The 19,894-nt window shown below is 63.4% G+C and carries 19 protein-coding genes; 12 read left to right on the top strand and 7 right to left on the bottom strand.

The window, feature by feature from the left end:
* Nucleotides 1-18 precede the first annotated feature (18 nt).
* The 3 genes from mobA to O3306_RS13120 are packed head-to-tail and all read left to right on the top strand — an operon-like array spanning nt 19 to nt 3,223.
* Nucleotides 19-621 (top strand): molybdenum cofactor guanylyltransferase MobA, encoded by a 603-nt coding sequence (gene mobA, locus O3306_RS13130; RefSeq protein WP_272008052.1) that lies wholly within the window; start codon nt 19-21, stop codon nt 619-621.
* Entirely contained in the window at nt 618-1,109 is a 492-nt protein-coding gene (mobB, locus tag O3306_RS13125) for a molybdopterin-guanine dinucleotide biosynthesis protein B (protein WP_272008050.1), read from the top strand. The genes mobA and mobB overlap by 4 nt, the downstream gene beginning before the upstream one ends.
* Nucleotides 1,106-3,223, top strand: a complete 2,118-nt coding sequence (locus O3306_RS13120; protein ID WP_272008048.1) for a molybdopterin-binding protein — start codon at nt 1,106-1,108, stop codon at nt 3,221-3,223. Before mobB ends, O3306_RS13120 begins: the two co-directional genes overlap by 4 nt.
* A gap of 63 nt (nt 3,224-3,286) precedes the next feature.
* Here O3306_RS13120 and O3306_RS13115 read toward each other — a convergent pair whose 3' ends face one another.
* Both O3306_RS13115 and greA read right to left on the bottom strand, forming a co-directional pair.
* Entirely contained in the window at nt 3,287-4,312 is a 1,026-nt protein-coding gene (locus O3306_RS13115; RefSeq protein WP_272008046.1) for a hypothetical protein, read from the bottom strand.
* A gap of 127 nt (nt 4,313-4,439) precedes the next feature.
* Nucleotides 4,440-4,910: a transcription elongation factor GreA gene (greA, locus tag O3306_RS13110; RefSeq protein WP_272008044.1), complete on the bottom strand. Its 471-nt coding sequence runs from the start codon at nt 4,908-4,910 to the stop codon at nt 4,440-4,442.
* A 271-nt stretch (nt 4,911-5,181) separates the two neighbouring features.
* On the opposite strand from greA, the gene O3306_RS13105 reads away from it, so the two are divergent.
* Genes O3306_RS13105 through O3306_RS13095 form a run of 3 tightly spaced genes read left to right on the top strand, consistent with a single transcriptional unit; the run spans nt 5,182 to nt 9,533 of the window.
* Nucleotides 5,182-6,831, top strand: coding sequence for an electron transfer flavoprotein-ubiquinone oxidoreductase (locus tag O3306_RS13105; RefSeq protein WP_272008043.1), 1,650 nt, complete (start codon nt 5,182-5,184; stop codon nt 6,829-6,831).
* Between the two features lie 60 nt (nt 6,832-6,891).
* Nucleotides 6,892-8,664 (top strand): tetratricopeptide repeat protein, encoded by a 1,773-nt coding sequence (locus tag O3306_RS13100; protein ID WP_442970000.1) that lies wholly within the window; start codon nt 6,892-6,894, stop codon nt 8,662-8,664.
* 5 nt (nt 8,665-8,669) lie between these two features.
* Nucleotides 8,670-9,533 (top strand): 4-(cytidine 5'-diphospho)-2-C-methyl-D-erythritol kinase, encoded by an 864-nt coding sequence (locus O3306_RS13095; protein WP_272008041.1) that lies wholly within the window; start codon nt 8,670-8,672, stop codon nt 9,531-9,533.
* A 125-nt stretch (nt 9,534-9,658) separates the two neighbouring features.
* Here O3306_RS13095 and O3306_RS13090 read toward each other — a convergent pair whose 3' ends face one another.
* On the bottom strand, nt 9,659-10,660 hold the full coding sequence (locus tag O3306_RS13090; RefSeq protein WP_272008039.1) for a polyprenyl synthetase family protein: 1,002 nt from the start codon (nt 10,658-10,660) through the stop codon (nt 9,659-9,661).
* A 54-nt stretch (nt 10,661-10,714) separates the two neighbouring features.
* On the opposite strand from O3306_RS13090, the gene O3306_RS13085 reads away from it, so the two are divergent.
* The 3 genes from O3306_RS13085 (at nt 10,715) to O3306_RS13075 (ending at nt 11,967) form a co-directional block, all read left to right on the top strand.
* On the top strand, nt 10,715-10,936 hold the full coding sequence (locus O3306_RS13085; protein WP_272008037.1) for a putative signal transducing protein: 222 nt from the start codon (nt 10,715-10,717) through the stop codon (nt 10,934-10,936).
* Nucleotides 10,923-11,681: a tRNA1(Val) (adenine(37)-N6)-methyltransferase gene (locus O3306_RS13080; protein ID WP_272008035.1), complete on the top strand. Its 759-nt coding sequence runs from the start codon at nt 10,923-10,925 to the stop codon at nt 11,679-11,681. Before O3306_RS13085 ends, O3306_RS13080 begins: the two co-directional genes overlap by 14 nt.
* A 115-nt stretch (nt 11,682-11,796) precedes the next feature.
* Nucleotides 11,797-11,967: a YdcH family protein gene (locus O3306_RS13075; RefSeq protein ID WP_272008033.1), complete on the top strand. Its 171-nt coding sequence runs from the start codon at nt 11,797-11,799 to the stop codon at nt 11,965-11,967.
* Between the two features lie 191 nt (nt 11,968-12,158).
* Here the strand turns inward: O3306_RS13075 and yddG are convergent, their stop codons facing one another.
* The 4 genes from yddG to O3306_RS13055 all read right to left on the bottom strand — a co-directional run bounded on the left by yddG (nt 12,159) and on the right by O3306_RS13055 (nt 16,236).
* A complete protein-coding gene (gene yddG, locus O3306_RS13070; RefSeq protein ID WP_272008031.1) occupies nt 12,159-13,022 on the bottom strand; it encodes an aromatic amino acid exporter YddG in 864 nt (287 codons plus the stop codon).
* A gap of 106 nt (nt 13,023-13,128) precedes the next feature.
* Nucleotides 13,129-13,851, bottom strand: coding sequence for an acetoacetyl-CoA reductase (gene phbB / locus O3306_RS13065; RefSeq protein ID WP_272008029.1), 723 nt, complete (start codon nt 13,849-13,851; stop codon nt 13,129-13,131).
* Nucleotides 13,852-14,057: 206 nt separating this feature from the next.
* Nucleotides 14,058-15,233 carry an acetyl-CoA C-acetyltransferase gene (locus tag O3306_RS13060; RefSeq protein ID WP_272008027.1) on the bottom strand — a complete coding sequence of 392 codons (1,176 nt, stop codon included), beginning with the start codon at nt 15,231-15,233 and terminating at the stop codon, nt 14,058-14,060.
* A gap of 160 nt (nt 15,234-15,393) precedes the next feature.
* Nucleotides 15,394-16,236, bottom strand: coding sequence for an EAL domain-containing protein (locus O3306_RS13055; protein WP_272008025.1), 843 nt, complete (start codon nt 16,234-16,236; stop codon nt 15,394-15,396).
* Between the two features lie 90 nt (nt 16,237-16,326).
* On the opposite strand from O3306_RS13055, the gene O3306_RS13050 reads away from it, so the two are divergent.
* The 3 genes from O3306_RS13050 (at nt 16,327) to O3306_RS13040 (ending at nt 19,886) form a co-directional block, all read left to right on the top strand.
* Nucleotides 16,327-16,899: a DNA-3-methyladenine glycosylase I gene (locus O3306_RS13050; protein ID WP_272008199.1), complete on the top strand. Its 573-nt coding sequence runs from the start codon at nt 16,327-16,329 to the stop codon at nt 16,897-16,899.
* Between the two features lie 313 nt (nt 16,900-17,212).
* A complete protein-coding gene (locus O3306_RS13045) occupies nt 17,213-18,670 on the top strand; it encodes a D-alanyl-D-alanine carboxypeptidase family protein (RefSeq protein ID WP_272008023.1) in 1,458 nt (485 codons plus the stop codon).
* A gap of 145 nt (nt 18,671-18,815) precedes the next feature.
* Entirely contained in the window at nt 18,816-19,886 is a 1,071-nt protein-coding gene (locus O3306_RS13040; protein ID WP_272008022.1) for a Hint domain-containing protein, read from the top strand.
* Nucleotides 19,887-19,894 lie beyond the last annotated feature (8 nt).

The following is a 19,894-nucleotide window of genomic DNA, read 5'->3' as shown; positions in this document are numbered from 1 at the left end:
CTGTGTAGAGGTGGCGCGATGAAACAGCCACTTGCGATCATTCTGGCGGGCGGGTTGGCCACGCGCATGGGCGGGGGCGACAAGGGGCTGCTGCCTTTGGGCGAGGGCACGCTGCTGAGCCATGTCATCGACCGCATCGCGCCGCAGGTTGCGGGGCTGGCGCTCAACGCCAATGGCGATCCGGCACGGTTCGCCGCGCTTGGCCTGCCGGTTCTGCCCGATCCGGTGGGCGGCTTCGTCGGCCCGTTGGCGGGTGTTCTGGCGGGGCTCGACTGGGCCGCCGGACAAGGGGCAGAAACGGTGGTGAGCGTTGCTGCCGATACGCCGTTTTTTCCCTGCGACCTCGTCCCGCGCCTGATGATGGCCGCCCAGGGGATGCAGGTACCGCTGGCACTTGCCGCGACGCCCGATGGCCGCCAGCCGACCTTCGGCCTCTGGCCGGTCGCGCTGCGAGACGATCTGCGCGCGGCGCTGCAGGACGGGCTGCGCAAGGTGGTGCTGTGGACGGATCAGCACGACGCCCGGACAGCGCAGTTCGATGCGCAAGGCGACCCCTTTTTCAACGTCAACACCCCCGAGGATCTGGCCCGCGCGCAGGCCATCCTGGAGGGCGCAGCATGAAGCTCTACGGTGTCACCGGATGGAAGAATGCCGGCAAGACCGGCCTGATGGAGCGGTTGGTGGCGGATATCACCGCGCGCGGATTTACGGTATCGACGGTCAAGCACGCACATCACAGCTTTGACGTTGATCATCCGGGCAAGGACAGCCATCGCCACCGCACCGCGGGCGCGACCGAGGTGCTGCTGGCCTCGAAAAGCCGCATCGCCCTGATGCACGAATTGCGCGACGCAGCCGAGCCGCCACTCAAGACGCTATTGGCGCGGCTCTCGCCGGTCGATCTGGTGTTGGTGGAGGGCTACAAGCGCGACGCCCACCCCAAGATCGAAGCCTATCGCGCCGTTACCGGCAACCCGTTGATCGCACCCGGCGATCCGACCATCCGCGCTGTCGCCAGCGACACGCCGCTTGAGCTGGACCGCCCGCTGTTCGATCTGGATGACACGACCGCAATCGCCGATTTCATCCTTGCCGAGGTCGGGCTTTGACGGGGTTTGACGTCACGGTCGTGGTCGATTGGTCCGCGCGCTCTGCCCCCAGCCCGGCGCGGCCCAGTCCGGACGCGATCTGGATCGCGGTGGCGCGGGATGGCAATGTGACCTGCCACTATCACCGCACCCGCGATGCGGCCTTCACCGCGCTCTGCGCCCTGTTCGATGCAGCCATCGCGGCGGGTGAGCGTGTGCTGGCCGGGTTCGACTTTCCCTTTGGCTATCCGGCGGGTTTCGCCGAGGCCGTGACAGGCAGCGATGATCCATTTGCCGTCTGGGCAATGCTGGCCGACCGCATCGAGGACGGCCCGGACAATGCCAACAACCGGTTCGAGGTCGCCCGCGCCCTCAACGCCGCCCTGCCCGGTGTCGGCCCGTTTTGGGGCTGCCCCGCCGCGCTGTCGGATGCTGTTCTGCCCGCGCGGGGCAACACGCGGCATGGGCACGGCCTGCCCGAACGCCGCGCGGTCGAGGCCCGCATCCTCTCGGCCCAGCCCTGCTGGAAGCTCTACACGACAGGCTCCGTCGGATCGCAGGCACTGGTCGGCCTGCCGCATCTGCACCGCCTGCGCAGTCGCTACCGCGCGGCCTTGTCAGTCGCCCCCTTCGAGCCGCCGGAGACCCAGATCGTTCTGGCCGAAGTCTACCCGTCTCTGCTGGCCGATGAGATCGAGCTGCGCCGCGCGCCGGACGAGATCAAGGACCGCGCGCAGGTTCGGGTGCTTGCCAACGCGTTGAGCCAGATCGACCCGTCGCATCTGGACGCCATGCTGCGCGAAGGCGACACGCGCGAGGGCTGGATCCTCGGCATCGGCCATGAAGACGCCCTCTGCGCTGCCCTTCCCGCGCGCGTGCCGCTCGCACCTCCACCGCTGCGTGACGATTGTTTTGCGATGCCCGCCGGGGTGCACTGGACGCCGGTGGACGAAGCGCTGGATGCGCTGCGAGCCCGGCTGCGCCCGGTGGTGGGGCGCAGTATGGTGGCGCTGGTGGATGCGGCGGGCCGCGTGCTGGCCGAACCGGTCAAGGCACTGCGATCCAATCCGCCTGCGCCCAACACAGCGGTAGACGGCTACGGGTTTGCCCACGCCAGCCTGCCACCCGGCGATCCGGTCCTGCCCCTCTGCGAGGGCCGCGCCGCAGCCGGCGTGCCCTTTACCGGGCGGGTCCCGCCCGGCAGCGCGATCCGCATCCTGACGGGGGCGATCCTGCCCGAGGGCGTCGATACTGTCATCCTCGAAGAGGATGTGCGCAGCGATGGCCAACGAATCGCCTTCCGGGGCGGGATCCGGCCCGGTGCGAATACCCGCCGCGCGGGCGAGGATGTTCGCGAAGGCGCTGAGCTTCTGCCTGCGGGCCGAGTCCTGACCCCCGCCGACCTGGCCTTACTGGCTGCCACGGGCACGGCGCGCGTGCCGGTGCATGACCGGCTGCGGGTGGCGATCCTGTCAACGGGGGACGAACTATGCGAGCCCGGCGAGGCGACGGGGCCGGGCCAGATCTACGACGCGAACCGCCCCATGCTGCGGGCGCTGATGGCGCAGATGGGGTTTGCCGTACATGATCTGGGCCGCGCCCCCGATGACCGCGCTGCACTGCGCGCCGCGTTCGACCGAGCCGCCGACATGAGCGATGCAATCCTCACCTCTGGCGGCGCTTCGGCGGGGGATGAGGATCACGTTTCGGCGCTTCTGAAAGAGGACGGCGCACTGGACCATTGGCGAATCGCGCTGAAACCCGGCCGCCCGCTGGCATTGGGCATGTGGCGGGGCACGCCGGTGTTTGGGCTGCCGGGCAATCCGGTCGCGGCGCTGGTCTGTACGCTGGTCTTTGCGCGTCCGGCACTGGGACTGCTGGCGGGAACGGACTGGAGCGCGCCACAGGGGTTCGACGTGCCCGCAGGCTTTGCCAAGCGCAAGAAAGCCGGGCGGCGCGAGTTCCTGCGCGCGCGGATCCGCGACGGCCGGGCGGAGGTGTTTGCCTCTGAAGGGTCAGGCCGAATCAGCGGGCTGAGCTGGGCCGAAGGGCTGGTGGAATTGCCCGATGATGCGCTTGAGATCACGCCAGGGGATATGGTGCGCTACATCCCCTATGGCAGTTTCGGGCTGTAGCCCTCGGATTTTTGAGTATTTTTGGCAAAATGAAGGGGGGACGGCTGTGCCCGCCCTGCCCGGTCAGTCGAAAGTGCCTGCGATCCGCCCCAGCAGCATGAAGGCCCGGGCGGTACGGGTATCGGAAAGCTCGGAAATCTCCGCATCGGTGGCGGTTTCGGCGAAACTGGCAAACATCCTGTCGAAACGACGCAGGAAATGATGCGCAGCATCGCGGAAGATCGGGTCTTTTTTCATCCGCGCGGCGCTGAGCGCCAGGCAGGACCGGTCACGGATGCCGCCCAGTGCCGCAATCTCGCGGCCCCGTGCACCGGCGCCGAAGCGACGCCAGATTTCGGGGCGCGCCATGTCGGGGCGAAGGTCGTCCATGTAGATGCCATCCTGGCTGAGCAGCGTGAGAATATCCTGCGCCGCCTGGATCAGCAGGGCGGTGGGGCGATCCTTCAGCGCCTTGCGCAGGGAATCAAAACCGGCCTTGTCGTCGACCGTCTCGGGGAAATTGAGCGCGCGGATGAAATCGGCCGTGGCGAGCGGCGGCCGAATCTCGTCGGCAGATGTGCCCAGCGGCAGTGCCACCTGATCACCGTCCCCCGCCGGGGGGGTAGTGGCCGCAGGGGCGACGCGCGGCGGTGGTGCGTGACGCGAGGTCGAGAATGTCGCGAGCGCGGTCTCGGTCTTGCGCTGTGCCGCCGCGATCTCGTCGAGCTTGCGCGCCACGGATGCGCCGTCGGGGCCGCGTGCCCCGCCCGACTGGTTCTGGATCACATAGGCCTGGCGGATCGCATCGATCGCGGCCTGCAGGCGCCGGCTCTCTTCGCGCATCACACGTGACGCGCGCGCGGCTGTCGCCGCCACCCAGATCATTGCGACCGGCAGGAAAATCACGAGCATCGTCAGCAGGAAACCCAGCGCACCGCTGTCGCCGCCCAGGGCACCGTCCGGCACCAGTACCAGGAAGAACAGCGCAGACCCAACCAGCCACAGCCCCGACAGCACAAGGGCCGTCACCTCGATCCCGGTGATCGGCGCTTGCGGTGTCTTGTCATAGATCCCCAGCGACGTGGGGCGGGTCGGCTTGGGGTCAGGCATATCTCGCCACCTTAAAGCGTTTCGAGTTTACGTTGCGGCACAATCTGAGTCCGAATCGCGCTCCGCTCAACGTCGTGGGGATTGCAACACACTGTCATGTTCGGGGAATATGCCGCAACGCCCTGGCTCAGATATATGCGATTTTCAGCACTTCATAGGCCCGGTCCCCACCCGGCGTGCGCACCTCGACGCTGTCGCCTTCTTCCTTGCCGATCAGGGCGCGGGCGATGGGTGACTTGATGTTCAGCAGGCCGTTTTCGATTTTGGCCTCGTATTCACCGACGATCTGATAGGTCTTTTCCTCGTCGGTGTCTTCATCGACCAGCGTGACGGTCGCGCCGAACTTGATGCTGCCGGACAGCTTGGTCGGGTCGATCACTTCGGCAAGGCTGAGCACGCCTTCCAGTTCCTTGATGCGGCCCTCGATGAAGCTCTGCTTTTCCTTGGCGGAATGGTATTCGGCATTCTCCGACAGGTCACCATGTTCGCGCGCCTCGGAAATGGCGCGGATGATCGCCGGACGCTCGACCGACTTGAGCTGCTTCAACTCTGTCTCCAGCGCCACATGACCCTTGTGGGTCATCGGGATTTTTTCCATTCTCGCGTCCCCTTTTCTTGCAGGCACATGATGCGGGCCTGCCGATGTTTTTCCAGGTCGTGCCAGACTGCCCTGACGTGCCACGCCTTTGCAATAGACGAAGCGGCAAAGCGGCGCAATCACGCTTCACCCTGCTGTTTTTTTAACGCTTTCCAGCCGATTTCACGTCGTGTTTCAATTGACGCCAGCCCGTCCGGCGCGCTACCCACATGCGCAACTTTGTTGCGAGCCGGGTCCGCGTGATCCGAGCCTTTATCGAGAGGATGGACCGATGTCGGACACTGCGCGCGAGACGATGGAATACGATGTGGTGATCGTGGGGGCAGGCCCCGCCGGGCTGAGTGCCGCGATCCGACTCAAGCAGCTAAATCCCGATCGCGAGGTCGTTGTTCTGGAAAAAGGCAGCGAAGTGGGCGCGCATATCCTGTCGGGCGCGGTGCTGGATCCGTGCGGCCTGAACAAGCTGATCCCGGACTGGAAGGAAAAAGGCGCGCCCCTGAACGTGCCGGTAAAGGACGACAACTTTTACATGCTGGGCGAAGCGGGTGGTGTTCGCGTCCCCAACTTCCCCATGCCACCGCTGATGAACAATCACGGCAATTACATCGTCTCCATGGGCAATGTCTGCCGCTGGATGGCCGAACAGGCCGAGGAACTGGGCGTCGAGATCTTTCCCGGCATGGCTTGCTCGGAGCTGGTCTACGGTGACAATGGCGAAGTCAAAGGCGTGGTCGCCGGTGAATTCGGAATCGCACCGGACGGCTCAAAGGGTCCGAACTACGAGCCCGGCATGGAGCTGCATGGCAAATATGTCTTCCTCTCCGAAGGGGTGCGCGGTTCGCTGTCGAAAGAAGTGATCGCGAAATATGACCTCAGCCAAGGCAAGGAGCCGCAGAAATTCGGCCTCGGGATGAAGGAAATCTGGGAAATCGACCCGGCAAAGCACCGCGAGGGTAGCGTCACCCATACGATGGGTTGGCCGCTGGGCAAGAATGCGGGCGGCGGATCGTTCATCTATCACCTAGAAAACAATCAGGTCTATGTCGGTTTCGTGGTTCACCTGAACTACAAGAACCCGCATCTCTACCCCTACATGGAGTTCCAGCGGTTCAAGCATCATCCGATGGTGGCCGAACTGCTCGAGGGTGGCAAACGCGTGGCCTACGGCGCGCGCGCCATTTCCGAGGGCGGGTATCAGTCGATGCCCAAGATGATCGCACCCGGCGTGGCGCTGCTGGGCTGCTCGGTGGGCATGGTCAACGTGCCGCGCATCAAGGGCAACCATAACGCGATGCTCAGCGGCATGGCCGCAGCAGAGGCCGCGCACGCTGCCATCGAAGGCGGGCGCGCCAGCGATGAGCTGAACGATTACGAGACGGAAGTGCGCAAAGGTGCCATCGGCAAGGATCTGAAAAAGGTCCGCAACGTCAAACCGCTGTGGTCGAAATACGGGCTGCTGGCCAGCCTCACGCTGGGCGGGATGGACATGTGGACCAACACGCTGGGCTTTTCGCTATTGGGCACGATCAAGCACGGCAAGACCGACGCCGAGGCGACGGAACCGGCCAACATGCACAAGGAAATCAGCTATCCCAAGCCCGACGGTAAACTCAGCTTTGACCGGTTGACCAATGTCAGCTTTGCGATGACCAACCATGACGAGAACCAGCCTGCGCATCTCAAGCTCAAGGATCCGAACATCCCGGTTGCGGTGAACCTGCCGAAATACGCCGGTCCTTCGGCGCGCTATTGTCCGGCGGGCGTCTATGAGTTCATCCAGGAGGATGGCAAGGAACCGCGCTTTCAGATCAATTTCCAGAACTGCGTGCATTGCAAGACCTGCGACATCAAGGATCCGTCCCAGAATATCAACTGGACCACGCCGCAGGGGGGCGACGGACCGAACTATCCCAACATGTAAAACTTCGGTGAACTTCGCGCTTTGGTCAGGCGGCACCATGCCGCCGACCATTGCCTCTGGATGCCGCGCGGTTTAGGTTATGCGATACTGAGGCAACCAGAACAGGCAAACCCAAGCGTGATTTTCAGATCCCTGACCTTATTCGCCCTGGCCGCCGTGCTGGCGACGCCGCCCCTGCCCGTCCATGCGAACGAACCAGCCGGGGCTTATCTGGCTGCCCGACAAGCGCATTATCTCAATGACTACGAGAACGCCGCGCTTTATTTCACCCGCGCGTTGACCGGAGACCCGTCAAACCCGAACATTCTGGAACATGCCGTCGCAGCACAGCTGTCGCTGGGGCAAGTAGAACGCGCGCTTCCCGTCGCCCGCCGGATGGAAGAGGGGGGCTTCTCCAGCCAGGTCGCGCAAATGGTGCTGATCGCCACCGAGATCAACCGAGGCGATTATGACGCGGTATTGGCCCGGATCGCGGATGAACGCGGCGTCGGACCGCTGGCCGATGGGCTGATCGCCGCCTGGGCAACGCTGGGAAAGGGCGACATGGCGAGCGCGCTGGCGCTCTTTGACGAGGTCGCAGACGAGCGCGGCCTGCGCAGCTTTGCCATTTACCACAAGGCGCTCGCGCTGGCATCCGTGGGCGACTACGAAGCCGCCGATGCGATCTATTCGGGCGAAGCTGACGGGCCGATGCAGACCACGCGGCGCGGTACCATTGCCTGGGCCGAAGTGCTGAGCCAGCTGGAGCGCAACGAAGACGCCATCAAGGTGATCGACGAGGCGTTCGGCAGCGACCAGGACCCCCAGATTGCGTCACTGCGCGAGCGGCTGGAAGCTGGCGAACGGCTGAATTTCAGTCGCATCGACACCGCCCGCGAAGGCGTCGCCGAAGTGTTCTATTCCCTGGGGCGCGCCCTGTTGGCCGATACCAGCGAGGATTACGTTTTATTCTATTCTCGCCTCGCCGAATACCTCAGCGAAACCCATATCGACTCGCGGATCATGTCTGCGGAGTTGCTGGACGAGTTGGGACAGTTTGATCTGGCCACGGAGGCCTACAAACGCGTGCCGCGCGATCATCCTGCCTTTCACGCCGCCGAGCTAGGCCGCGCCGAGGCGTTGCGCCGCGCGGGCAAGACCGATGGCGCGATCGAAGTTCTGGAACAGCTAAGACGCTCGCACCCAGAGTTGCCGATCGCCGCCGCAGCCGCCGGCGACCTCTATCGTCAGATGGAGCAGTTCGACAAGGCCAGCGCCGCTTATGATGAGGCCATCGCGCTCTATGATGCGCGGGAAAATCCGCAATGGTTCGTCCACTATGCCCGCGCCATCACGCTGGAGCGTCAGGGCCTTTGGGACCGGGCAGAAGCAGATTTTCGGCGCTCGCTGGAACTGAATCCCGAGCAGCCGCAGGTCCTGAATTATCTGGGCTACTCTCTGGTCGAGAAAAACACCAAGCTCGATGAGGCGCTGGACATGATCGAGCGTGCGGTGGCGGCACAGCCCGACAGCGGATTCATCGTGGATTCGCTTGGGTGGGTTCTTTACCGTCTGGGCCGCTATGATGAAGCGATCGGACATATGGAACACGCGGCAGAGCTGATGCCCGTCGATCCGGTCGTAAATGACCATCTGGGCGATGTCCTCTGGGCCGTGGGGCGCTTCACCGAAGCGCGTTTCCAATGGCGCCGGGCACTGTCCTTCGTGGACAAGGAAAACCCCGCCCCCGACGTGAAACCGGACCGCATCCGGCGCAAGCTTGAAGTGGGGCTGGACAAGGTATTGGCCGAGGAGGGCGCACCGCCCCTTCGTGTCGCAGATGACGAAGGATAGGAAATATGGGTGACACGATGCACCACGCCGCGCTGAACAGGGTCGTCGAAGCCTTTGCTCCGGCCAAGATCAATCTGACGCTGCACGTGACGGGCCGGCGCGAGGACGGGTATCATACACTCGATTCACTGGTGATGTTCGCGGATGTCGGCGACCACGTGCGCGCCTCTGCGGCCTCGAAGACCACCCTGCATGTGGTCGGCCCCACGGGGCACAGCGTTCCCAAAGGCGAGGATAACCTCGTTCTCAGGGCCGCCGCGATGATGGGCGTGTCAGCATCCTTGACGCTGGAAAAAAACCTTCCGGTGGCTGCGGGCATCGGCGGCGGTTCGTCTGATGCGGCGGCCACCTTCCGCGCCCTTTCGGAACTGAGCGGGCGGCCAATTCCGGACGATGTGCTGGCGCTGGGTGCCGATGCACCGGTCTGTGCAGCAGGGGTGGGCGCAGCCCGGATGACAGGGATCGGCGATCTGATTACCCCGGTTCCGGGCCTGCCGACACTGCACGCGGTTCTGGTGAACCCCAAGATACCCGTGCTGACGAACGAAGTGTTCTCGCGGATCAAGAACTGGAACAATCCGGCGATGCCCGACACGATGCCGGTCGGAGTGGATGCTGCGGGCCTGATCTCTTGGCTTGCCGACATGCGCAACGACCTCCAGGAAGCGGCAATCGAATGCGAGCCGATCATCAGGCAGGTCTTTGCTTCGCTCGAAGTGACGCCGGGCTGTCTGCTGACGCGGATGTCGGGCTCTGGCGGGACATGCTTTGGCCTGTACGGCGACGAAGAAACCGCCGCGTCCGCCGCTGGCCGCCTGAGCCAAGCCTTCCCCAGCTGGTGGGTCACGGCAACGCAGTTGAACAGCTAGAACGCCTCGCGAAACGCCTTATAGACGAATTTCTGCAATACTCCGGCGCGCGCGGCGTGCCGGACACCTTGATCGGCGCAGGTCCGGCACGGGCAAATCAGGCATGGGCGCGTTGAGCGCCTGCGTCAGTTGACCCGCGCGACGACGTAATCGGCCAGATCCGCCAGCATCCGGCGCACCGGGTGTTCGGGCAATGTTGCAAGCGCGTCTTTGGCCTGCGTGATCCATGCTTGCGCATCGGCCTGCGTGGCCTCCAGCGTTCCGTGGGCGTGCATCAGGGCAATCGCCTGTTCCAGATCGCCATCGCGCTGATCGCCCTTTTCGATGGTGCGCTGCCAGAACGCGCGTTCGGATGCGTCCGCCACCGCCACCGCCTTGATGATCGGCAGGGTCAGCTTGCGCTCGCGGAAATCGTCGCCAATATTCTTGCCCGTCGCCGCCGCGTCACCTCGGAAATCCAACAGGTCATCGACGATCTGAAACCCGATCCCCAGCGCATCACCATAATCAAACAACGCACGGGTCCATTCATCTGGCGCGCCCGCGATCACGCCGCCGACTTCGGTTGCGGCAGAGAACAGTGCCGCCGTCTTGCCGCGCACCACTTGCAGGTAGGTCTCCTCGGTGGTGGCCAGATCGCGCGCGGCGGTCAGTTGCAGCACCTCGCCCTCTGCGATCGTCGCCGAAGCATTCGCCAGGATATCGAGCACACGCAGCGATCCGGTCTCAACCATCAGCTGGAAAGCGCGGGAGAACAGGTAATCGCCCACCAGAACGCTGGACTTGTTGTCCCATAACAGGTTCGCGGTGGCACGTCCCCGGCGCTGCGCGCTCTCGTCCACCACGTCGTCATGCAACAATGTCGCGGTATGGATGAACTCGACCGTCGCCGCCAAGCGGACGTCATGCTCACCGACATAGCCGCTCAGCTCCGCCGCTGCGAGGGTCAGCATCGGGCGCAGGCGCTTGCCTCCCGCCTCGACCAGATGCGCGGTCACTTCGGGGATGCGCGGCGCGTGCCGCGAGGCCATACGCTGAGCGATCAGGGCATTGACGTCAGCCAGCTTGGCTTCGAAACGCTCGGCCAGTTGCTCGTGCGGTTTTGTGGCAGCGTGATCCAGTCCCATCCCTCTCCCCACGGACGGCTCGACATTGCGTGCCGCAATCCTTAAGTCAAATTCATGAAACAGCTCTTGCGTACCTCCGACATGTCGATCATCGCGTTCGCGCAGGCCTTGCTTCAGGGCGAGGGTATAGACTGCTTTGAAATGGACGTAAACATGAGCGTTCTCGAAGGCGGCATCGGCATTTTCCCCCGCCGCCTGATGGTACGCCCCGATGATTACACGGCAGCCGCACGGGCGATGCGAGATAACGGGATCGAGGTTTATGACCACCCGTGACCTGAGCCATGATGCGTTTCTGGGGGGACGACTGCACCTTTATCAGCCACGCACGGGCTATCGTGCAGGGGTGGACCCTGTTTTGCTGGCCGCCTCGGTCGATGCACGGCCCGGCCAGACGGTGCTGGAACTGGGCTGTGGCGTGGGGGCCGCGATCCTTTGCCTGGGCGCCAGGGTGCCAGGACTGCGCCTGACCGGGCTGGAGGTGCAGGCCGAATACGCCGCGCTGGCCCAGCGCAACGCCGAAGAGAACGATATTGATCTCGAAGTTGTGACCGGCGATCTGGCCGCCATGCCCGCCGAGATCGCGCAGCGCCGCTTCGATCATGTCATCGCCAATCCGCCCTATTTCGACCGCAGCGCAGGCAAGGCTGCCCATGATCCGGGGCGCGAGACCGCGTTGGGCGAGGTCACGCCGCTGGCGGCATGGCTGCAAGCCGCGTCGCGACGGACCGCGCCGGGCGGCTATGTGCATATCATCCACCGAATCGAGCGGCTGCCCGACCTGCTGACCCATGCCGCCGCCCATCTGGGCAGTCTCCAGATTCTGCCACTGACACCGCGCAATGGGCGCGCCGCGACGCGGGTACTGATGTGCGGCCGCAAGGGTGGCCGGGGGGCGTTTCGCCTGCATGCGCCATGGGTTCTGCACGCCGGAGATTCTCATGACGGGGATCGCGAAAACTATACCGAACACACCGCGCGGATCCTCCGGCACGGGGCTGCATTGCCGATCGGGGCGTGATTTCACCAAATTATCGGCACTTTACCACCGACTATTGCGCACGCAGCGTGACAGAACCATTTATTTGTGGTGCACTCATCTAGTTAGTTGAAACCAACCAGAGAGGAGAACCCACATGAGCTTGAGTTCGCATGTCGAGGAGTTGAAGAAGAAACACCAGGCACTCTCGATCCAGGTCGATGAGGCGCAGCGCGCGCCTGCCGTCGACGATCTGCATATCGCCAACCTGAAGAAGCAGAAGCTGCGCCTGAAAGAAGAGATCACTCGCCTTTCGGCAGAGGCCTGACATCAATTAGGCCAGACCACGGGCATCGCTTCGGCGGCGCCCGCCCCGACAGTGGACACCATAGTTCGTCAAATGCCACAGTCATAGATGGAACGCCCTGACGAGGGCCTGCCCTCTGCGCCACGGGCGCGGAGGGATGCAAATCTACCGGCCATACTAGGCACCCGCGACTGGCCGCGCTACAACCTGTCTCACTTCGTCCCGCCTGCCCTGGCCGCCAAGAGCGCGCCACCGGCGATCAGCACTGCCGCAATCAGCAAGATCGCGCTAGGTGCAGCGACGCCAGCAAGGATCAATACCAAGGTAGACAGCAGAGGAGCGGCATAGGACGCCACACCCAACAGCTGGATATCGCCGCGTTTCACCCCGATATCCCAGACGTAAAAGGCCAGCCCGACCGGCCCCAAGCCCAGCGCCGCAACCGAGGCCCAGCCCAGCGCATCTGCGGGCCAGACCGTCGTCTCGAACGCCAGATGCGCGATCAGCGACAGCAGGGCGGTGCCAGCACAGAATACCGCGACGCTGTTCGTGGGCACATCTCCCAGCCGCCGCGACAGCACCGAGTAACTGGACCAGGTCAAGGCGCAGAGCGCCGCCGCGCCGTAACCGGGCAAGGCGCTGGCCTCGAAACTGGCCCCGCCCCGCGCGATGATCAAGGCCGCCCCGGCAAAGGCTGCAAGCGCACCGATCAGATGCCCCGGGCGCAACTGCTCGCCCGGCAGCAGGCCCGAGAACAACACGATCAGTAGCGGCCAGAGATAGGCGATCAATCCCGCCTCGGCAGGCGGGGCCAGACGCAGTGCGGTGAAATACAGCAGATGATAGCCAAAGAGCCCCGCCGTCCCGAAAACATAGACGCGCCAGGACACCTTGCGCAGATCGGCCATCCTGCCGCTACGGGCGACCCAGACAAAGCCGATCAGGGTAGCGATAGCGAAACACATCGCGTTCAGTTGCAGCGGCGGAACCGGCGCGGAGCCGACGGTAAAGAGGGCCAGCAACGACCACAGCAGCACTGCCGCGAATCCGATTGCCGTTGCCTTGTTTCGTGTCATCGCTCCCCCACCCTTCCGAGCGTCAGGCTGAATGCCCAACACCTTGAACGAAAACGGCTGCCCCATTGGGACAGCCGCCGCACGCTATGGCGCTGTTTCTCATGCGTCAAACAAAGAATTGCGCACCGTTCGCCGAAATGGTCGAGCCGTTGATAAAGCCCGCATCGTCCGAGGCCAGGAAGACCACGCAGCGTGCGATCTCTTCCGGCTCGCCCAGACGGCCCGCTGGGATCTGGCTGATGATCGATTCGCGCACCTTTTCAGGCACGGCCATGACCATCTCGGTCGCGATATAACCCGGGCAGACGGCGTTGGCGGTGATGCCTGCGCGCGCGCCTTCCTGGGCCAGGCTTTTCACGATGCCCAGATCGCCTGCCTTGGTCGCGGCATAATTGACTTGGGCGAACTGGCCCTTTTGACCGTTGATCGAGCTGATGACGATCACGCGGCCAAACTTGCGCTCGCGCATGCCGGGCCAGATCGGGTGCACAGTGTTGAAGACGCCTGTGAGGTTGGTGTCGATCACCTGATGCCATTGCTCCGGCGTCATCTTGTGAAAAGGTGCGTCGCGGGTGATGCCAGCATTGGCCACGACGATATCAATCGGGCCAAGATCCGCTTCCACCTGGGCGATGCCCGCCTTGCTGGCGTCATAGTCGGCGACGTTCCATTTATAGGTCTTGATGCCGGTTTCGGCGGTGAAAGCAGCGGCGGCTTCGTCATTGCCTGCATAGGTCGCAGCGACGTTGCAGCCCTGCTCCTTGAGGGCCTTGGAAATGGCCGCGCCGATACCGCGCGAGCCGCCGGTGACGAGTGCTGTTCGTGCCATGATGTCTCTCCTTCATATCCGTGTCTTGAGTGAGTGATGTAAGTTGGACTAGTAACTCTGTTACTATTTTGACCTCCGGTGCGCAATATTATTACTCTTCCGATTTGCCCTTTCGCCCGACTTATTTGGCAATGCTGGGCCGCGCTCCCAAAAAAGGGCGCCGAAATCGGCGCCCTTTTTTATGCTCTATACCCTCGGCCGCCGCGTCAGTCCCGCTCGACGCACATGGCGACTCCCATGCCGCCACCGATGCAGAGTGTCGCGAGGCCCTTCTTGGCCCCCCGGCGCTTCATCTCGAAGAGCAGGGTGTTCAAAATCCGGCAGCCCGAGGCACCGATCGGGTGGCCGATGGCGATCGCGCCGCCGTTCACGTTCACGATGGCCGGATCCCAGCCCATCTCCTTGTTGACGGCACATGCCTGCGCGGCAAAGGCTTCGTTGGCCTCGACCAGATCAAGGTCGTTCACGGACCATCCCGCCTTTTCCAGCGCCTTGCGGCTGGCATAGATCGGGCCGACGCCCATGATCGACGGGTCGACCCCCGCAGTGGCGTAGCTGGCGATGCGCGCCAGCGGTTCAATGCCACGATTGTTGGCTTCGTCAGCGCTCATCAACAGGGTTGCGGCGGCGCCATCGTTGAGGCCCGAAGCGTTGGCAGCAGTCACGCTGCCGTCCTTGGTAAAGGCCGGGCGCATCTTCTGCATGGCTTCGATATTCGCGCCGTGGCGGATATATTCGTCCTTGTCCACGACGATATCGCCCTTGCGGGTCTTGACGGTGAACGCGATCACTTCGTCGTCGAATTTCCCTGCCTTCTGCGCCGCTTCGGCCTTGTTCTGGCTGGCGACGGCGAATTCGTCCTGCATCTCGCGGCTGATCTGCCATTGCTCGGCGACGTTTTCAGCGGTCTGACCCATGTGGTAGCCGTTGAACGCATCCCACAGGCCATCGCGGATCATCGTGTCGATGTATTTCATATCGCCCATCTTGTGCCCGGCGCGCAGATTCGCGGCATGGGGGCTGAGCGTCATGTTTTCCTGCCCGCCCGCACAGATGATCGAGGCATCACCCAACTGGATATTTTGCGCGCCCAACGCGACGGCACGCAGGCCAGAGCCACACACCTGGTTGAGACCCCAAGCGGAGCTTTCGATCGGCAGACCGGCGTTGATATGTGCCTGACGCGCAGGGTTCTGGCCCTGGGCCGCGGTCAGAACCTGACCGAGAATTGTTTCGGACACTTCGGATTTGTCGATCCCGGCACGTTCCACGACGGCCTCAAGTACGGCGGCGCCCAGATCATGCGCAGGCGTGTTTGCGAACGCGCCCCCGAAAGAGCCGACAGCCGTGCGGGCTGCGGATGCAATAACAACGTTGGTCATGTATACGTCTCTCCACCAGAAAAATTTCCCGGTTGGCAGTGATTGCGACACGCGACGGCTCAGCGCCGCGCCCGGCGGCATCCCCACCCTCCTGCCTCACCACATATCGCATGCACGGGGTCGCTTCAACGGTCGCATTGTCACATCTGGTGGAGAACGCTCAGGCGCTGGCACAGGCCGCCCCCGCATTCAGCCACGTCGGGTTGACCGTCGGCGCGCCAAAGATATGGCCCTGCAGACAGTCAATTCCGATAGAGGTCAGGTAGGCGGCATCCTCGGCCAGCTCGACGCTCTCTGCGACGGTGAACATGTCGAACTGCCGCGCGATGGTGGCCAGCGCGGTGGTCAGCACCTGATTGTCCGGGTCCTGCGCGATGCCGCGAATGAACTGGCCATCGATCTTGAGGATGTCGAAGTAAAACTGCTTGAGATACCGGAACGAGGTGAAGCCAGCCCCGAAATCATCCAGCGCGAAACTGATCCCGTTTTTCTGCGCCTCTTCCATGAAGCTCACCACCAGTTCTGGCACGATCATCGCCGAGCTTTCGGTGATTTCCAGGATAAGGCGCTCACCCACGCTCGGATGGGCCCCGAGGCCGTTTCGCAGGGTCTGCATCCACGGCTCGCACCCGATCGAGCGTGCCGACATGTTGATCGCCAGCCGCAGGTCGTCATGCCGTGCCAGCCTGCGCAGCCCATTTTCCAGGGCCAGGCAGTCAATCACGCGCCCCGTTTCGGTGGATTCGATCACATCTATGAAATCCCTTGCCGGGATGATCCGCCCGGTTTCGTCCAGAACGCGGATCAACCCCTCGTAAAACGCGACGCGGGTGGCCCGGCCTGCCGCCACGACCGGCTGAAAGGCCAGCACGACCTGTTTGTGCCGCACCACCTGATCCACCATGGAAATCACCGACCGGTCCCGGGCAGAGACGGCATATGACAGCGGATCCATATGGTCCGCCGGAACGTCAGCCCATTTGCGTTTGATATGCGCGCTCATCAGCCTCTCCGAATTTTCCTCGCCCAGCCTCCTCCTTTGGAGATAAGGAACAGTTAAGGTGACAATTTGAACGAACTGACGGAGGCCGGGATGAGCCAGCGATGCGATTGGGTGGGGCACGAGGCAATTTACATGACCTATCACGACACCGAATGGGGCGTGCCGGAATATGACAGCCGCGCCCTATGGGAGAAGCTGATTCTTGACGGGTTCCAGGCCGGATTGAGCTGGATTACCATATTGAAAAAGCGCGATAATTTTCGCGCGGCATTTGCCGGGTTCGACCCCGATGTGATTGCCCTTTGGGGCGAGCCCGAGGTCAACCGCCTGCTGGCTGATCCGGGCATCATACGGCACCGCGGCAAGATCGAGGCGACGATCAAGAATGCGCGCGCCTGGCAGCGCATCGAAGCCGAACAGGGGTTCGACAACTATCTCTGGGGCTATGTCGATGGCGTGCCGATGCAAAACACCTGGGACAGCATGGCCGACGTCCCCGCGCACACACCGCTGTCCACAGCGATTTCGAAGGACCTCAAGAAGCGTGGTTTCACCTTTTGCGGGCCGACCATCGTCTATGCGTTCATGCAGGCATGCGGGCTCGTGAACGATCATCTGGTCACTTGCCACCGGCACGGAGAGGTTGCGAAACTCGTCAGATAGACGGCCGCCGGTGGAGTGCCGCCCTGCGGGAACCCCGCCCGAAACGATACACGCAAGCCCTGCGTGACGGCTGAAAAACCCGCCCCTGCCCCGCCACATTTTCCGCCCGGATTCGCCACAATGCTGCCACATTGGACAGTGTTGTGGGTGGATCTGCACGGCGCCCAACATGTGGATGGCACGTTATGTCAAATGACATTAATTCAATTAAAATGAGGGCTTTATCGAGATTCCTTCATGTGCTAGCCTTCTGAGCATAATAAATGCCAGCCGGAAAACCGGCGGCGCGAGGCAGAAGAAGAGTAGTAGTTCCATGAAGGCTCGGAAAACGCAGCCGATCCGGTGGGGTCTGTTGGCCATCGCCACGATCTGGATGTTCGTGATCGTCCCGCTAAGCGCGGCGGCGGCACCTTACGCGGCGCTGGTTATGGATGCCCGAACGGGCAAGGTGCTGCACGCGGAAAACGCCGATAGCCGGCTCCATCCGGCTTCGCTGACCAAGATGATGACGCTTTATATCGCCTTCGAGGCCATCGAAAACGGCGAGATCAGCCTTGACGACACCGTACTGGTGTCGAGCCATGCCGCGAATGAACCCCCTTCGAAACTGGGCCTCAAGGCCGGGCAGCGGATCAAGCTGCGGTTTCTCATCCGCGCGGCGGCGGTAAAGTCGGCGAATGACGCCGCCACCGCCATCGCCGAAGCCATCGAGGGCTCGGAAGCCAAGTTTGCCCGCCGGATGAACCGCACCGCCAAGGCACTGGGCATGACCCGCACCACCTTCAAGAACGCGCATGGGCTGACGGAATCGGGGCATCTGTCCACCGCGCGGGACATGACCGTGCTGGGGCGGCACCTGTTTTACGACTATCCCGAATATTATAACCTGTTTTCCCGCCGCGAGGCCTATGCCGGCGTGCGCACCGTTCAGCACACCAACCGGCGGCTGCTGAATTCCTACAAGGGCGCAGACGGGATCAAGACCGGCTATACCCGCGCGGCCGGGTTCAACCTCGTGGCCAGCGCCGAACGCGGTAGCGAGCGAGTGATTGCCACTGTCTTCGGCGGGCGCTCCACCGCAACGCGCAACGCGCGGGTGGCAGAGCTACTCGACCTCGGCTTTCGCCGCGCCCCCACGCGCGTGGCCGTCGTAAAGCCAAAGGTACCACCCTACATGGGCAAGGCTGGCACCCCCGGTGGCGTCGGTCGCACCGTTCGGCTGGCCAGTGCCGCCGCCGTCAAGAAGAGCCTCAGACCACATGCGCGCCCGGTCCCCGAAGCGCCCGCCACCACCGCAGAGCCGGTGCTGATTGCATCTCAGTCGGATATCGAAAAGGCCGTGATGGCCGCGCAGGCCGCAACCCTTGCCGCCAAGAGCGCACCGAAACCGGAACCGAAAGTCAGCGTCGAAAAAGTGATGGTCGCCGCATTGCCGACGGACACGGTCAAGCCTGTGACCCGCCCGGCATCACTGGTCTCCGATGCCCAGTCCGACCCGGTGCGCGAGGTCGTCACCCGCATCTCCACTTCGGGCGGGCGCAACTGGGGCGTAAACGTGGGCCGCTATCCCAGCCAGTACAAGGCGCACAAAGTCCTTCTCAAAACCGCGCTGAGCGAAATCAGCACGCTTGACGGGTCCTTGCGCAAGGTCGTGAAACGGTCGAACGGGTTCGACGCCAATTTTATGGGACTGACCCGCGAAACCGCCGATCTGGCCTGCCGTCGACTTCACGCCAAGAAATTCACCTGCTTCATGATTGAACCGGGCTGACCCGACCCGCCCTGCTACGGCAAGGCAAAACGCAGGGTCGCCTGACCGTGATTATGGCGTGCCTGCGGGGGGCTACGCCCCATTTGGATCACAGTTTGATCACTATGCTTTGCGACACTGGCACCAGTCCTTTTACAGGTGTGCCATGCCCGATCCCTATTTCTCTGAATTGAAGTTCCTTGGTGCGGGCAGTCTCGATTTCATCGAAGTGGCCGTGAATCAGGGGCTGGATGTCAGCAACATCCAGGTCATCATCTACCACCCCAACGGTACAGTGCGTTCGGTCAACGATCTGGGGGCAGTGGATGGCACCGTCGCCGGGCGCGATGTCTATGTAATCGACCAAGCCACATCCGCCAGCTTCACCGGAGTGCACAAGGACGGTGCGGCCGCATTGGTCGTCGATGGCATCGTGACGCAATTCGTGTCCTTCGACAGCATCGTGACCGCAACCAACGGCCCGGCCATTGGCATGACCTCCACCGCGCTCGGCCCCACGGGAGCGGGCGAATCTCTGGAATCCAGCGATGGCGGCACCAGCTACGATGTGCAGTCGACACCAAACCCCGACACGGTGCCCTGCTTTGTCAGCGGCACGCCGATCCTGACGGCGCAAGGGCCGCGCCCTGTCGAGACGCTGCGCGCGGGCGATCTGGTCTGGACCGAAGACGCCGGGCTGCAGCCCGTGATCTGGGCCGGGGGGCGGACCCTGCCGCTGAACCACAGCGGCGATCCGGCACTACGCCCGGTGCGCATTCCGGCGGGCGCGTTCGGCCCCGGCACGCCGTTGCAAGATCTCTACCTGTCCCCCAACCACCGCGCCGTGCTGTCGCATCCGCTCTGCGCACTCTATTTCGGGGAAAGAGAAGTCTTCGCTCCGGCCAAGGCTCTCGTGGGGCATCGCGGCATCGGGCATGCCCCCGTTCCCATGCCGGTGTGCTACCATCACATCCTTCTGGCCGGTCACCATGTGCTGCGAGCCGCGGGCCTTGCCTGCGAAAGCTTTCACCCCGAACCTGTCGGGTTGGGGGCGTTTGAGGCTGCCACGCGCGCAGAAATCCACCGCGCGCTCCCGCGCCTTGCGTCGGACCCGCTCAGCTATCGGCCGACGGCGCGCATGGTGATCAAACGGACCGAGGCAGAGCTGGTTCTGCGGCAGGCAGGTGATGACAGCCTTGATCTGGCCGACAGCCCTGACGCACGGAGTGCCGCCTGAGCGGCCAC

Origin of the sequence: Roseovarius sp. ZX-A-9, from assembly GCF_028369135.1 — a bacterium.
Taxonomy (GTDB): domain Bacteria; phylum Pseudomonadota; class Alphaproteobacteria; order Rhodobacterales; family Rhodobacteraceae; genus Roseovarius.
The sequence above is the reverse complement of the archived record's forward strand: the minus strand, read 5'-3'. Positions and strand labels throughout refer to the sequence as shown.

What these genes read in the sequence shown, in the direction of transcription:
- mobA (WP_272008052.1), top strand. Translation starts at nt 19, where the DNA reads ATGAAACAGCCACTTGCGATCATTCTGGCGGGCGGGTTGGCCACGCGC.
- mobB (WP_272008050.1), top strand. Translation starts at nt 618, where the DNA reads ATGAAGCTCTACGGTGTCACCGGATGGAAGAATGCCGGCAAGACCGGC.
- O3306_RS13115 (WP_272008046.1), bottom strand. Translation starts at nt 4,312, where the DNA reads ATGCCTGACCCCAAGCCGACCCGCCCCACGTCGCTGGGGATCTATGAC.
- greA (WP_272008044.1), bottom strand. Translation starts at nt 4,910, where the DNA reads ATGGAAAAAATCCCGATGACCCACAAGGGTCATGTGGCGCTGGAGACA.
- O3306_RS13105 (WP_272008043.1), top strand. Translation starts at nt 5,182, where the DNA reads ATGTCGGACACTGCGCGCGAGACGATGGAATACGATGTGGTGATCGTG.
- O3306_RS13100 (WP_442970000.1), top strand. Translation starts at nt 6,892, where the DNA reads ATGCCGCGCGGTTTAGGTTATGCGATACTGAGGCAACCAGAACAGGCA.
- O3306_RS13095 (WP_272008041.1), top strand. Translation starts at nt 8,670, where the DNA reads ATGGGTGACACGATGCACCACGCCGCGCTGAACAGGGTCGTCGAAGCC.
- O3306_RS13090 (WP_272008039.1), bottom strand. Translation starts at nt 10,660, where the DNA reads ATGGGACTGGATCACGCTGCCACAAAACCGCACGAGCAACTGGCCGAG.
- O3306_RS13085 (WP_272008037.1), top strand. Translation starts at nt 10,715, where the DNA reads ATGAAACAGCTCTTGCGTACCTCCGACATGTCGATCATCGCGTTCGCG.
- O3306_RS13080 (WP_272008035.1), top strand. Translation starts at nt 10,923, where the DNA reads ATGACCACCCGTGACCTGAGCCATGATGCGTTTCTGGGGGGACGACTG.
- O3306_RS13075 (WP_272008033.1), top strand. Translation starts at nt 11,797, where the DNA reads ATGAGCTTGAGTTCGCATGTCGAGGAGTTGAAGAAGAAACACCAGGCA.
- yddG (WP_272008031.1), bottom strand. Translation starts at nt 13,022, where the DNA reads ATGACACGAAACAAGGCAACGGCAATCGGATTCGCGGCAGTGCTGCTG.
- phbB (WP_272008029.1), bottom strand. Translation starts at nt 13,851, where the DNA reads ATGGCACGAACAGCACTCGTCACCGGCGGCTCGCGCGGTATCGGCGCG.
- O3306_RS13060 (WP_272008027.1), bottom strand. Translation starts at nt 15,233, where the DNA reads ATGACCAACGTTGTTATTGCATCCGCAGCCCGCACGGCTGTCGGCTCT.
- O3306_RS13055 (WP_272008025.1), bottom strand. Translation starts at nt 16,236, where the DNA reads ATGAGCGCGCATATCAAACGCAAATGGGCTGACGTTCCGGCGGACCAT.
- O3306_RS13050 (WP_272008199.1), top strand. Translation starts at nt 16,327, where the DNA reads ATGAGCCAGCGATGCGATTGGGTGGGGCACGAGGCAATTTACATGACC.
- O3306_RS13045 (WP_272008023.1), top strand. Translation starts at nt 17,213, where the DNA reads ATGAAGGCTCGGAAAACGCAGCCGATCCGGTGGGGTCTGTTGGCCATC.
- O3306_RS13040 (WP_272008022.1), top strand. Translation starts at nt 18,816, where the DNA reads ATGCCCGATCCCTATTTCTCTGAATTGAAGTTCCTTGGTGCGGGCAGT.